The following is a 12830-nucleotide window of genomic DNA, read 5'->3' on the forward strand; positions in this document are numbered from 1 at the left end:
AGGATTATGCTTTTATGGGTAATTTTGTGCTGCAGGATTTGATCGATCAGGGACCTGCCATGCGCACGGTTTCCTTGCCCCGCGGCAGGCAAACCCTGCACACAATGCCCACCAGCAGCGGTTACGAAATTCGCCGCGGCAGCGGTTATGACTGGGATGGACGCAAGCGCGGGCAGACCCCTTTCACCGTTCTGCAGCACTGCATCAGCGGCAAGGGAAACCTGCGATATGAGAACAACACTTACGCCGTCGGACCAGGTGAAACCTTGCTTCTGCTCATCCCCCATAACCACCGGTATTGGCTGGAGGAGAACGGCCATTGGGAGTTTTTCTGGATATCCATGAATGGTGAGGAGGCCCTGCGCATCCATCGTGACATTCAGGCCGTGACCGGACCGGTCATCAAGCTTCAGGCCGATACTATCGATCATCTCGCGCAATGTTGCTCGCGTCTCGTCAACGGTGCTGAAACACCCGGTGCTGCCTCAGCGGTCGCTTATGAAGCGGCTATGGTGCTTTATGACGATGTGTTCGGCTCTCACCCCTCATTCGGTGGCGAATACCGCACGATGCAGCAAGTGCTCAGTTACATCGACAGCCATCTGGACCAGAGCCTGTCCGTCAATGATCTTGCCGCCGTTGCTGGTCTCAGCCGGGCGCATTTCTCCCGGATTTTCGCGGCCAATGAAGGTCTGCCGCCAGCCGAATTTGTCTTGCAAAGGCGGCTTCGGCGTGCGGCCAAACTTTTGACGACGGCCGCCAACATGCCCATCAAAGAGGTCTCAGTGCGCTGCGGCTTTGAAGACCCGAATTACTTCTCCAAGGTCTTTCGCCGACTTTATGGCATCAACCCCAGCGAATTCAGAAGCACCGGCATGTATTCGAGTGTGCGATCGCATCCATAACACGCCATCAACACGCGCTGGGTAAACATGCCGACGCCCGGAGTGTGTCTGCCCCGGGCGTCACCTGCTCACTGGGAAGAGCAGGCTCATCAACGCTCGTTCAGAGCGCAGAGAGTGGTGGCACGCGATGCGCCCAGGGTTGCGCCTGTTCCAGTTGGGCCGCCAGCGCATAAAGCAGGCGTTCGCCACCGAAGGCTGCGGCGAAATGGGAGCCGATGGGCAGGCCTTGCGCATTCCAGTAAAGCGGAACGGACATGGCCGGCTGGCCGCTGGCATTGAACAGCGCGGTGAAGGGCGAGAAGGAATGGAAGGTCTCGATGAGATCCGAAATAGACTGGTGTTCTTCCACCTTCATCGTGTCGATCAAGACCGGAGGCTGGGCCATTGTTGGCGACAGGATCACATCGAACCGGTTCATGAGACCACCCATGCGGCGTCCGAATGCGTGCAAATAGTCCACGGCCGCGCTGTAATCTGCGCCGCTCATCTGACCCTTTTTCTGGAGCAACAGCCGGTGGCGCGGCTCCAGCGCCTGTTCGTCCATCGGATGCCCTGCCATGCGGCCCATCATGGTCAGCATGCTGCGGGTCTGCGAACCGATAATAGTAAAGACGGTATCGTAGAATTCCAGCGCATCGACGGGCAGCGCCACCTCTTCGACGTGATGACCGAGATCTTCGCAGAGCTTGGCCGTGTTCGATACCGCGTCGACGCAATCGGCGTGGCTGGTCCAGGGCGACAGATGCTTGACCAACCCGATCCGCAAACCCTTGGGCGGCGCACCCGTTGCTGCAGAGAGGAACGTGCCGTCATAATGAGGCGCGGCATAGGGTGCGCCAAGATCGGCACCCGCCAGTTGGTCCAGTACGGCTGCACTGTCGCGCACCGAAAGTGTGATCACATGGCTCGTGCTCATGCCTGCCCAGCCTTCGCCCACGGCAGGCCCCATGGGGGTCAGCCCACGCGAGGGCTTCAGGCCGAATACGCCGCAGGCTGAGGCTGGAACGCGCAGCGAACCGCCGCCATCATTGCCATGGGCAATCGGAGAAACGCGTGCGGCAACCATGGCAGCCGCCGCGCCGCTCGATCCACCGCAGATGTGATCAATAGACCAGGGATTGCGGCTTGCGCCGAACAGACGCGACTCCGTCGTGTAGGAACTGCCGAATTCCGGCGAAGTCGTCGTTCCGAAAATAGTGAACCCGGCCTTTCGGATGCGGGTCACGAGTTCTGCATCGAAGGGTGCCACCACATCCTTGCACAGCAGGGACCCATTCGTCATCCGCGCGCCCATGACCGGCGTAAAGAGGTCCTTGACGAGGATCGGCACGCCACCGAAGGGGCCTTCAATTGGTCCGCTTGCCACCCGTTCCGCCGCCTGCTCAAACAGTTCTTCGGCGATGGCGTTGAGTTGCGGGTTGACCTTCTTCACCCGCTCGATGGCATCGTTCAGCGCTTCACCGGGGCTCAAGATGCCCTTGCGGATCTGCTCGGCCAAAGCAAGGCCATCGGACGGTGCGGTCTGTGCGGACATATTCATTTTTTAATAGCCTTTCCTTGACATGGGTGTGAAGGCGGACTGGTTTCCCAGTCGCCTTCACGAAGTAAATGCATCAGCCGGCAGATGCAGTATGGATGGCCTGCCGACCGCGCGACAATCCGACAGCGGCCCACAGGCTTGCAATCACCACGGTAAAGCAGGCCCACGCGATGATGGCCGAGGAGAGGCCAACCGGCATGCCACCGAAGAAGCCAGCCAGTGCCACGATGATCAGCGGGCTGGAAAACTGGCCTAGATAGAGGCAGGACGTGAACCCGCCGACCCCACGGGCACGCAGCCGGGGCGGAAGCTTCAGCAGCAAAGGTAGCGAGGCATTGGACACAAGGAACCCGGCACCGAGCCCTTGAAGGACCATGGCAACCAGCACGACCTGATAGGATGGCGCAAGCGCGAGAACGAAGAGCGCCGCTGCCATCAGCGACAGCATAACGGCATTGACGCCTGCAATGCCGATCCGGTCGCGCAGGGCAGGCCACGCGATGGAGCCGCCCAGGGTTGAAAGAATGGAAAGGCCAGCCGCCGCGCCAATGAGTGAGGTAGACGTCACGCCGATCAACACCAACACTGTCGGCATCATCACCGTCACCACAAAGCATGTCACCATGCCGGCAAAAACGAGGAAATAGGCACTGGCGATGGTCAGGCCGAGCCCGGCCGGGGCGGAAGCCGTCGACGAACCGGTTTCCTCGGCACGGCGATCCGGCTCCCACAGCAAAGTAGATATCGCTGGCAGCAACAGGAGCGGAGCGAGATAGAGGTAGAATGGCGTGCGCCACGAACCTTCACCTGCAATGCCACCTATGACGAAAAACAGCGCGCCGACGATGCCGATGGTGATGACCTGCCGGTTGATGTAGCGCATACGTTCAGTCGGTGCCCAATAATCGGCAATCAGCGTGGTGCAGCACGTCATGATGATGGCTTCGGCACAGCCAAACAGCAGGCGGGAACCCAGGATGAGGTGCAAATCGGACAGCAAGGCGGGCATAAACCCGAAGAGCGCGTAGAGCAGGCATCCAATGATGAGCATCGACTTGCGGCCAAACCGGTCTGCCAGCAAGCCGGCAATCGGTGCAAACAGCGTGATTGCCAATGCAGGCCCGGCCACGATCAGCGGGATCAGTTCAAGCGAACCGGGCGTGGATGCCGAAAATTCCTCGGTAATCTTCGGCAGCATCGGGGCAATCATGACCGAACCCATGATGGTCAGGCTGCTGGCAAGCTGAATGATCAGGCCCTGCTTTCCGGTTGCTGTGCGCGGTTGTGAGGTGGACAGTGACATGGGTCATCCTCCTCAAAAGGTCATGGAGAGACGCAGGGCGACATTGTAGCCTTCTGCGCGGTTTTCCGCACCGAATTCCTTGAACGCATGCAGCGAGACCATTGGCAGGCCGGGCTGGAAGAAGTTTACTGCAGGCCCAAGAGCAAAGACGCGGGCGCGATTGCCATCACCGGAGCCCGGACCCTTGTCATCGCTGATCTGCTGGTAGACATAGCCTCCCACACCTGCCGTCCAGGGGCCGATATGCTGACCGACGCCAAATTCCTGTCGGTACTCGATGCCGCTCGTGTAATCGGTATCGGGGTTCACCGTGTTGAAGTTCACCGTCACATTTGTGGAAACTTCGAAGCCAGAATCGGTGATGTAAGTCCCGGCAACAAATGGCGTGATCGTCCAGTGATTCACGCCTGCATTGAAGGCCTTGGATACGTCATAGTCGCCGGTCGGCAACTGCACCTGAAGACCGGCATTGACGAACAGGTTTGGCGGTGCCTGCCAGGCGAGCATGAGGGGAAAGATGTCCACGTCGCCCAATCCGAAATCGCTGCCTTCGATTGCAAGTTGCCCAAAAGGCGTTGCAACGTTCACGCTGCCTTCAATATCGATGAGCGGCAGAATACCACCGAAGCCAACCGACGCTCCAAAAAGTTCCCACTCGGTCATGTAGAAATAGGCGAGCGAGACAGACTTGACGTCAAGTTCAAAGTCGTTCGGAATCTTGTCGCCCTTGGCGTCCCTCAGCGTTTTCGCGGAGTAGTAAGAGGTACGCACCCCTACTGTTCCATAGGGCGAAGGCGGTGGAAGCATGCCTGCGCTGAAATCCGTGATTCCCATCGGCGTAATGGTGCCGCCCTGCTCAACCGCATGAGCCGGCGAGATGGCAAGAGAGGTGACAGATAGAATGGAGGCAATCGAAAGGGTGGCGCGATTGATCGCGCGCGGAAAAATATACATCGTCGTTCCCCAGGTTTCTTGAATGAACCAATGGGGAGATAGTAAAAACGCAATTACTCTTTGCGTTATCCGTTTTGGGAAGTGGTTATCCGATTAAACTATCACTGCGTGTTTTTCTCGGTGGGCCGCAGTGTTTCGGACGGCAGTTCCCCGAACATGTCACGGTAATCGGCGGCAAAGCGGCTGAGATGCCAGAACCCCCAGGCTGCAGCTACGTCACCGATGGAAATGACACGACAGTCCCGACGGGCATTGCAGAGTTCCAGCCGCACCCGGTTCAAACGTTCAGCACGCACGAACTCCTTTGCCGACAGGCCAACCGAACGATTGAAGCAGGTTTGCAAATGCCTTCTGCTGATACCGAGATGCGTTGCCACCTCCGCGACAGTCGGTGGTTCGTTGGTGTTTTCCATCAACATCATGCGTGCGCGATCAATCAATTGCTTGTTGCTGGTTTCGCGCATCGGCTCAACCTTGTGGCTTGAGGTCAGCGCGGCGATGAGGTGATCGAGAACAAGGCTTTCGGCCAGTGAAAGATCGGGCGAAATCTCTGACTGTGCGGCGGACACACGGGGCCCGTCGTCAAACAGGCAGGTAAACAGCCTGTCCAGACGTGCGCTACGATCATGCCAAAGCGCAATCGAGGAACAGCTGCGAATTCGCTCGGCCAGCTGGCCATAACCACGATCGCCCACCCGGCTGGCAAGCCATTGTCGATCCACCGCGATATAGACCAGATCAAGGGCGTGCGGCGTCAGAATCTCGGGCAGCCTTTGCCCATCCACCATCAGGCTGATCTCCGGGTCCACCTCATGCCCGGAGAGCCAGCCGGTGCCCTCTGCATTCACAGCCAGGCTAAAAATCAGCGAACCGGACCAGCTGATCCCCCGTTTCAGCAACATCTTGTCCGTTTTCTCGCGAAAAATCTGGAAATGGCCGAATTGCATGGCTGAGAGAGAATATTCGATCCGTCCGGGCGACATCTGCATCAGCTCCAGCCGCCAGCCGTTCATCAGACGCATGCCATCCTCCAGCGAATGGACGGTTGTATATCCCAAGCGCGAGGTCGCGGAGCGACCTGACAGTCCGACATCAATGACCACGACAGGCATCCTCTCGATAACGAATAAAGGAAACAGTCTCACGCTCTCGCCGAGGTCACCCGATGGGTAGCCGGCAGCTTACCTATCTGGCCATGCTAGATGGCTGTTGTCCAGTCGGTTTGATAATCTCAATCCGTAGCGCGACTGACACTTGTTTCCATCCAGATTTTTGATACATATCCACTATCAAGAGAGGTGAACAATTGAGCAGCCGTTTTCTGATGATCACGCCGGATGACGGTGTCGAGGTTCTCAAATGCCTTGCCGCGCCCGCCCGCCTTTCCATATTGAAGATCCTTCACGCGAAGGGTTCTCTCAATGTCAACGAGATCGCCGAGTTGCTCGACCTGCCGCAATCGACAACCTCAACGCATATAAATCAGATGGAAGAGGCGGGGCTGATCCGCACCGAGGTCCAGAAAGCGCGCAAGGGAAGCCAGAAGATCTGTCACGCGGCGCATGATGAGATCGTGCTCAGCTTCTCCCGCCCAAGCGAGACGGTTGACGAGACCATCGAGGTCGCGATGCCGGTCGGCCTTTACAGTGGCTATGAGGTGTTTGCGCCCTGCGGCATGTGCTCGAATGAGGCGATCATCGGCTATCTCGACAATCCCGATACATTCCTGTCGCCAGAGCGCATGAAGGCAGGACTTGTGTGGTTCACGCGTGGCTATGTCGACTACCAGTTTCCCAACAATGCCCGCATCAAGGGCGCCCCCGTGCGGGAACTGGAGCTGTTGATGGAGCTATCGTCCGAGGTGCCCGGAACCTCTGCAAACTGGCCTTCCGACATCACCATATCGATCAATGGCCAGCCGATAGCCACATGGACCTCGCCTGGCGATTTCGGCGACCACCGGGGCAAATTTACGCCTGACTGGTGGAAGCTGCGCGGCAGTCAGTACGGTGTTCTGAAGAGCTTCCGCGTCACCGAAGGTGGCACCTTCATTGACGGCGTCCGTGTCTCCGACACCAATCTTGATGACCTCGACCTCCTCCAGCACCGGTCTATCCGTCTGCGGATAGAGGTGCCCGATACGGCAGAACACCCCGGCGGAATCAACATCTTCGGTCGTGGCTTCGGCAATTACGACCAGGACATCGTCCTGCGCGTCAAGACCTGAAAAAAGACCCCTGTTCAAACAAATATTGCCGGATTGACGTCTGGGTGATCCCGTGTATCATATCGCCAATTATGATATATATCCGTAAAGTGGATACAAAAAGGGGGAATTCACCATGCGGGCAGTTGGCACCGTTCACCGCGACTTCAAAATCAGCACGATTGACCCACGTCTTTACGGCTCTTTCGTCGAACATCTCGGCCGCGCGGTCTACACCGGCATCTATGAACCCGATCACCCCACTGCAGACGCTAACGGCATGCGGCAGGATGTGATTGACCTCGTGCGCGAACTGGATGTTCCCGTCGTGCGCTATCCCGGCGGCAACTTCGTCTCGGCCTATAATTGGGAAGATGGCATCGGCCCGCGCGAAGACCGGCCTGTCCGCCTTGATCTCGCATGGCATACGTCCGAGTCGAACCAGGTCGGCATCCATGAATTTGCCGATTGGGCAAAGGCCGCAAACACCGAAATGATGCTGGCCGTCAATCTCGGCTCGCGTGGCCTAGACGAAGCCCGCGCCTTCCTCGAGTACGTCAATCATCCGGGCGGCAGCTATTGGTCGGATCTGCGCCGCAAGAATGGTCGTGAGGAGCCTTGGAACGTCAAACTCTGGTGCCTGGGCAACGAAATGGACGGCCCCTGGCAGATTGGCCAGAAGACGGCAGAAGAGTATGGACGTCAGGCTTTCGAGACTGCCAAGGCCATGCGCGCTTTCGACAAGTCTATCGAGCTGGTCGTCTGCGGTTCATCGACACCAAAGATGCCGACCTATCCAGCCTGGGAATCCACGGTTCTCGATTACACCTATGAGAGCGTGGATTATATCAGCCTGCATATGTATTTCGAAAATGACGCCGGCGACACCGCAGCCTATCTTGCCCAGAACGCGCGCCTTGACGACTACATCGAAACGATTGCCTCCGTCATCCGCGTGACGAAGTCGAAGAAGCGCTCCAAGAAGGACGTCTATATCAGCTTTGACGAATGGAACGTCTGGTATCATTCCAAAGAAGCAGACCGGACAGTACTCGAAGGTCGTGACGGCTGGCCCCACGCCCCTGCCCTTCTGGAAGACATCTACAATTTCGAAGATGCTCTTCAGGTCGGCTGCATCCTCAACACCTTCATTCGCCATGCAGACGTCGTCAAGATTGGCTGCCTGGCCCAGCTCGTCAACGTCATCGCCCCGATCATGACCGTGCCCGGCGGTCCGGCTTGGCGTCAGACGACCTTCTATCCCTATCTCTTTGCATCTCGCTATGGCCGCGGCACGTCCTACCAGCTGTCGATCGATTGCCCTGTTTATTCGACTGACTTTGCCAAGGACGTACCCTATCTCGATGTCTCTGCCGTCGAGAGCGACACGGACGGCGCCCTGACTCTCTTCATCGTCAACCGCCACCAGACCGATGCGATTAGTCTTGACCTCGCGCTCGAAGGCTTTGGCAACCGCAAGGTCATCCTGGATCAGGTCCTTTCAGGCCATGGGCTGAAGGTCGTGAACGGCCCGGAGGCTCAGACGATCGTACCGCAGGATGGCAGCGGCATCACCGTGGAGGGTGGACGCCTGAAGGGCGAGATCGCGCCGCTTAGCTACCGGGTCATCCGGCTCGGCCAGTAAACCGATAGACGACGGGGAGGAGAAACCATGTCGGCTTCGATTGAGATCGATAATGTCACCAAGCGTTATGGCGCGCTGACTGTTCTGGACGAAATCTCGCTCTCGATTGGTGCGGGCGAATTCGTCGTATTTCTGGGCCCCTCGGGCTGCGGAAAATCGACATTGCTGCGCATGATCGCGGGGCTAGAGGATGTCACAGAAGGTACGATCCGGGTCGCCGGAGAGCGGGTGGACACGCTTCCACCCGGCAAGCGCGGGGTGGCGATGGTCTTCCAGTCCTATGCACTTTATCCGCATATGACTGTGAAACAGAACATGGCGTTTGGGCTTGAAAACATTCAGATGCCGAAGGAGGAGATCGAGCGTCGTGTCTTGTCTGCCGCAGACACGCTGGAGATCGGACATCTTCTGGATCGCAAGCCGCAGAAGCTTTCAGGCGGACAGCGTCAGCGCGTCGCAATCGGCCGCGCCATCGTCAAGGAGCCCAAAGCCTTCCTGTTCGATGAACCGCTTTCAAACCTGGATGCGGCCTTGCGCGGCAGAACGCGGCTGGAGCTTGCGCAGCTTCATGGTCGGCTGGTTTCGACAATGGTCTTCGTCACCCATGACCAGGTCGAGGCGATGACGCTCGCTGACCGGATCGTCATCATGAATGCGCGCAAGATCGAACAGATCGGCACGCCGATGGAGGTCTATCAGCGACCGGCAACACGTTTCGTCGCCAGCTTCATAGGATCTCCGGCCATGAACTTCCTTCCCGTTACGGGCTGGAAACACGGCACGTCTGGCCTTGTCGTCACGACAGCGGCACTCGGAGATGCGCAGACAGGCTTTACTGCACCTGAAAACCTCAGCCCGAACGGTGCCGTTCTAGGAATCCGCGCGGAAGACGTCTCTGTCTGCCGTAATAGTGAGGCTGGCGTCCCGCTCAAGGCCGAAGTCATCGAGCGGCTCGGGGATCGAACCCTGATGTACGGCGTACTCGGCGATGGCACAAAGCTCACCGTCGAAGCGGATGGCCGGTCTCTCGCTAAAGCGGGGGACGTGGTCAACATCAAGGCAGACCCGCAGGCATTCCATCTTTTCGACGCGGACGGACATTCCCTGCAAAGGGAGTGCTGCTGACATGGCAGAGAGCTATCGCCGCAGCCAATGGAGCCACGGGCTTTTCATCCTGCCCTATCTTCTCGTCTTTATAGCCCTGCTGGTTTTTCCGCTCTTCTGGGGCATCTGGCTCAGCCTGCACAAGGTTGACCTTTTCGGCCCCGGACGCTTCGTCGGCATCACCAATTATGTAAGGGTTCTGGCCGATCCCATCTTTCGCCAAGCACTCTGGAACACTGTCATCTTCGTGCTGGTCAGCGTTCCCTCGCTGGTCGCACTCGGGCTGTTTCTCGCGCTGGCGCTTAACCGCACGACACGCACAACCAGCTTCTTCCGGGGCCTGTTCTTCTCGTCCTCTGTCCTGTCGGTCACCATCGTCACCTTGATCTGGCGCTTCGTGTTCATTCCGGGCGATGGTCTTCTGTCGGTTCTGTTCGAGCAATCCGGCATCAACCAGATCAACTTTCTCTCGACCAAGGGCTGGTCCCTCTTTTCGGTCGGCGTTGCAACTGTCTGGTGGTGCATTGGCCTGCCCATGATGCTGTTCCTTGCAGCGCTCCAGCAGGTGCCGCAGGATCTCTATGAGGCCGCCGCCCTCGACAACGCCAGTCCGCGCCGCGTGCTGACGCGGATCACCCTGCCATCAATCGCGCGCACCATCATGCTGGTCACGATCATCCAGATCGTCATGCAGTTCCAGCTTTTCGGTCAGGCGCAGCAGATGACCAATGGCGGGCCGAACGGCAGTTCACGTCCGCTCGTCATGTATATCTATGAAGTCGGTTTCATTCGCTGGGATGTGGGCCGCGCCGCCGCTGCCTCGCAGGTTCTGTTTTTGATCATCCTCGTTGTGGCCATGGCCCAGTATTTCGTGTCCGCACGCAAGACGGAGGACGGCGCATGACCCGCAAAGACGAGACTTACAAGCCAGATGTGCTGACCGCAAACCGCCCGCTTCTCTGGGGTGCGGCCTTCCTTTCGGTCATCATGATGGCGCCTGTCGCCTGGCTGGTTGGCCTGTCGATCAAGAACAATCAGGAGCTGATGCTCGGCACGGACTCGGTCTTTCGGGCTCCCTATACCATCGCCAACTTCCTGAATATCCTGCATTCGTCGCAGGTCTTCGGCTGGTTCTTCAATAGTTTCGTGGTTGCAACCGGCCAGACCCTGATGGTGCTCGTTCTCTCGTCACTCGCTGGCTATGGCTTTGCCCGTCTGGAATTTCCATTTCGCCGCACGCTGTTCATCCTCGTGCTGTTCGGCCTTGCGGTGCCGGAACAGGCTGTCATCATCGCCCGCCACCAGATGTTCAACTGGATGGGCCTGCACAACACCCATCTCGGGTTGATGTTGCCCGGCCTGTCCTCTGCTTTCGGCGTTTTTCTGATGACGCAATTCTTTCGCGCCATCCCGAAGGACATTGATGAAGCGGCCCTGCTCGACAACGCCTCCCAGTTCCGCATTTTCTGGAAGATCATGCTGCCACTGACGCTACCCGCCCAGGCAACGCTCGGCATCTTCACCTTCCTGCATGCCTGGAACGACTATTGGTGGCCGCTGATTTCGGCGACGAAGAAGGAAATGTACACGCTGACAATCGGCATCGCCTCATCGCAATCGAACTTTGCCCAGAGCGAAGGCCTCGGCTTCCTCGCCGCACAGGCGGTCTTTGCCAGCCTGCCAGCGCTCATCGTTTATCTGATCTTTCAGAAACACATTGTCACCGCCGTCTCCGGCGGCGCGGTAAAATAGCGCATACCCGGCCGGGAGGAGCTGGCCGGCTTCGTTAAACGGGGCGAGATGCCCGACAAAGGGAGTGAGACATCATGAAACGCATTCTATGGACCACAGTTGCGATATTGGCGCTTGGTTATAGCGCCTCGGCGCAGGCACAGACCAAAATTGAGCTGCAGCGCTTCTTCGGCGCCTGTGAAGCAGACTATGGCAAGGTTACTGACGTATCCGCCGCTGTCGGCGAATGCGGCATTGTCACCGCGCTCATCAACAAGTTCGAGGCCGACAATCCGGATATCGACGTCAACGTAACCACGGTCGAATGGCCGGGCTATGACCAGCTCAATGCACAGCTCGCCTCCGGCGCTGCCCCCGATGTGGTTTCCATGCATTATTCGGCCATTTCCGACTATCAAAGCCGTGGACTGATCGAGCCTATCGATAAAGTGTTGGCCACACAGGGTGTCACACCTGAAAGCTTTACCGATGCCAGCCGCGCCGGCGTTACCAAAGATGGTCAGCTCTATGGCCTGCCATTCGATAACTGGACCATGCTTTTTCACGTCAACCTGAACCTGATGAAGAAAGCAGGTCTGGTCAACGCCGACGGCACGCCGGTGCTGCCAAAATCAGGTGCGGAACTGATCGCCCAGGGCAAGCAGTTCAAGGAAAAGACCGGCAAGCCCTATCTCATCCAGATTATGGCCAACGAGACCGCGTCCTACACCCGTGTCCTCTACACCCTGCTGCAGCAGCAGAATGCTGATTTCTTTGCAGATCCGACGGCCATCAAGCTGAATACGCCTGAAGCCAAGGCCGCCGTCGAATTGATGAAGGCAACGAAGGACGAGGGCATTTCGACGACCGGCCTCGACTATGCCGCCGCCGTTTCCGCCTTCGCCAATGGTGATGGCGGCATCTCGGTCAACGGCACATGGCTGATCGGCGATTATGCTGCGCAATCGGAAAAGGATGGCACGGCACTTTCGAAAGGCTACACTGTCTATCCGGTCCCGCAGCTCTTCCCCGCACAGGACAGCACCTATGCGGACGGCCACAGCTGGGTCATGCCGAAGAAGGATCGCTCGCCGGAACAAGTTGCTGCTGTCGGCAAACTCTTCAAGTTTCTGGCGGATAATGATTTCCAGTGGGCCCGTACCGGCCACCTCCCGGCGGTCAAGGCGGTCTTCGACATGCCGCAATTTAAGGCTCTGCCGCATCGCGATAACATCGCAAAGATCGCTCAGACCGGCCGCTCGCTACCGGCAGAAGTTCAACGCCAGTTCCCGATCCAGGATATTATCGGTGAAGAGGTCGGAGCAGCAGTCAATGGCGACAAGCCAGTCGATGAGGCGCTGTCTTCTGCTGAAACACGCATCAACGAGTTGCTGGGCGATCTCTGATCAAGCCACTCACCTGACCCTAACGCATGCCCGCGC

At 58.1% G+C, this 12830-nt stretch carries 11 protein-coding genes; 7 read left to right on the forward strand and 4 right to left on the reverse strand.

The window, feature by feature from the left end:
• Nucleotides 1-14: 14 nt before the first annotated feature.
• A complete protein-coding gene (locus IFT53_RS11805) occupies nucleotides 15-905 on the forward strand; it encodes an AraC family transcriptional regulator (protein ID WP_042616693.1) in 891 nt (296 codons plus the stop codon).
• A gap of 100 nt (nucleotides 906-1005) precedes the next feature.
• Here the strand turns inward: IFT53_RS11805 and IFT53_RS11810 are convergent, their stop codons facing one another.
• From IFT53_RS11810 to IFT53_RS24045, 4 genes are all read right to left on the reverse strand, one after another.
• A complete protein-coding gene (locus tag IFT53_RS11810) occupies nucleotides 1006-2445 on the reverse strand; it encodes an amidase (protein ID WP_192064862.1) in 1440 nt (479 codons plus the stop codon).
• 73 nt (nucleotides 2446-2518) lie between these two features.
• Nucleotides 2519-3748, reverse strand: coding sequence for an MFS transporter (locus IFT53_RS11815; RefSeq protein ID WP_192064863.1), 1230 nt, complete (start codon nucleotides 3746-3748; stop codon nucleotides 2519-2521).
• Nucleotides 3749-3760: 12 nt separating this feature from the next.
• Nucleotides 3761-4702 carry a SphA family protein gene (locus IFT53_RS11820; RefSeq protein WP_192064864.1) on the reverse strand — a complete coding sequence of 314 codons (942 nt, stop codon included), beginning with the start codon at nucleotides 4700-4702 and terminating at the stop codon, nucleotides 3761-3763.
• A 101-nt stretch (nucleotides 4703-4803) separates the two neighbouring features.
• Entirely contained in the window at nucleotides 4804-5805 is a 1002-nt protein-coding gene (locus IFT53_RS24045) for a helix-turn-helix domain-containing protein (RefSeq protein ID WP_197980213.1), read from the reverse strand.
• A gap of 203 nt (nucleotides 5806-6008) precedes the next feature.
• On the opposite strand from IFT53_RS24045, the gene IFT53_RS11830 reads away from it, so the two are divergent.
• The 6 genes from IFT53_RS11830 to IFT53_RS11855 all read left to right on the forward strand — a co-directional run bounded on the left by IFT53_RS11830 (nucleotide 6009) and on the right by IFT53_RS11855 (nucleotide 12794).
• The gene (locus tag IFT53_RS11830; protein WP_192064865.1) at nucleotides 6009-6929 is read left to right on the forward strand and encodes an ArsR/SmtB family transcription factor; all 921 of its coding nucleotides are present in this window, start codon (nucleotides 6009-6011) and stop codon (nucleotides 6927-6929) included.
• Between the two features lie 115 nt (nucleotides 6930-7044).
• On the forward strand, nucleotides 7045-8553 hold the full coding sequence (gene arfA / locus IFT53_RS11835) for an arabinosylfuranosidase ArfA (RefSeq protein ID WP_192064866.1): 1509 nt from the start codon (nucleotides 7045-7047) through the stop codon (nucleotides 8551-8553).
• 27 nt (nucleotides 8554-8580) lie between these two features.
• The gene (locus IFT53_RS11840) at nucleotides 8581-9678 is read left to right on the forward strand and encodes an ABC transporter ATP-binding protein (RefSeq protein ID WP_192064867.1); all 1098 of its coding nucleotides are present in this window, start codon (nucleotides 8581-8583) and stop codon (nucleotides 9676-9678) included.
• 1 nt (nucleotide 9679) lies between these two features.
• The gene (locus tag IFT53_RS11845; protein WP_192064868.1) at nucleotides 9680-10561 is read left to right on the forward strand and encodes a carbohydrate ABC transporter permease; all 882 of its coding nucleotides are present in this window, start codon (nucleotides 9680-9682) and stop codon (nucleotides 10559-10561) included.
• Nucleotides 10558-11409 (forward strand): carbohydrate ABC transporter permease, encoded by an 852-nt coding sequence (locus tag IFT53_RS11850; RefSeq protein WP_192064869.1) that lies wholly within the window; start codon nucleotides 10558-10560, stop codon nucleotides 11407-11409. The genes IFT53_RS11845 and IFT53_RS11850 overlap by 4 nt, the downstream gene beginning before the upstream one ends.
• A gap of 74 nt (nucleotides 11410-11483) precedes the next feature.
• A complete protein-coding gene (locus IFT53_RS11855; RefSeq protein ID WP_192064870.1) occupies nucleotides 11484-12794 on the forward strand; it encodes an extracellular solute-binding protein in 1311 nt (436 codons plus the stop codon).
• The last annotated feature ends 36 nt before the right edge of the window (nucleotides 12795-12830 follow it).

The organism is Rhizobium sp. CFBP 13644 (assembly GCF_014842165.1).
GTDB classification, from domain to species: domain Bacteria; phylum Pseudomonadota; class Alphaproteobacteria; order Rhizobiales; family Rhizobiaceae; genus Agrobacterium; species Agrobacterium tumefaciens_C.

Excerpts from the sequence above, each read along its gene's own strand:
- IFT53_RS11845 (WP_192064868.1), top strand. The coding sequence starts at position 9,680 with ATGGCAGAGAGCTATCGCCGCAGCCAATGGAGCCACGGGCTTTTCATC.
- IFT53_RS11810 (WP_192064862.1), bottom strand. The coding sequence starts at position 2,445 with ATGAATATGTCCGCACAGACCGCACCGTCCGATGGCCTTGCTTTGGCC.
- IFT53_RS11850 (WP_192064869.1), top strand. The coding sequence starts at position 10,558 with ATGACCCGCAAAGACGAGACTTACAAGCCAGATGTGCTGACCGCAAAC.
- IFT53_RS11815 (WP_192064863.1), bottom strand. The coding sequence starts at position 3,748 with ATGTCACTGTCCACCTCACAACCGCGCACAGCAACCGGAAAGCAGGGC.
- IFT53_RS11855 (WP_192064870.1), top strand. The coding sequence starts at position 11,484 with ATGAAACGCATTCTATGGACCACAGTTGCGATATTGGCGCTTGGTTAT.
- IFT53_RS11820 (WP_192064864.1), bottom strand. The coding sequence starts at position 4,702 with ATGTATATTTTTCCGCGCGCGATCAATCGCGCCACCCTTTCGATTGCC.
- IFT53_RS11805 (WP_042616693.1), top strand. The coding sequence starts at position 15 with ATGGGTAATTTTGTGCTGCAGGATTTGATCGATCAGGGACCTGCCATG.
- IFT53_RS11840 (WP_192064867.1), top strand. The coding sequence starts at position 8,581 with ATGTCGGCTTCGATTGAGATCGATAATGTCACCAAGCGTTATGGCGCG.
- arfA (WP_192064866.1), top strand. The coding sequence starts at position 7,045 with ATGCGGGCAGTTGGCACCGTTCACCGCGACTTCAAAATCAGCACGATT.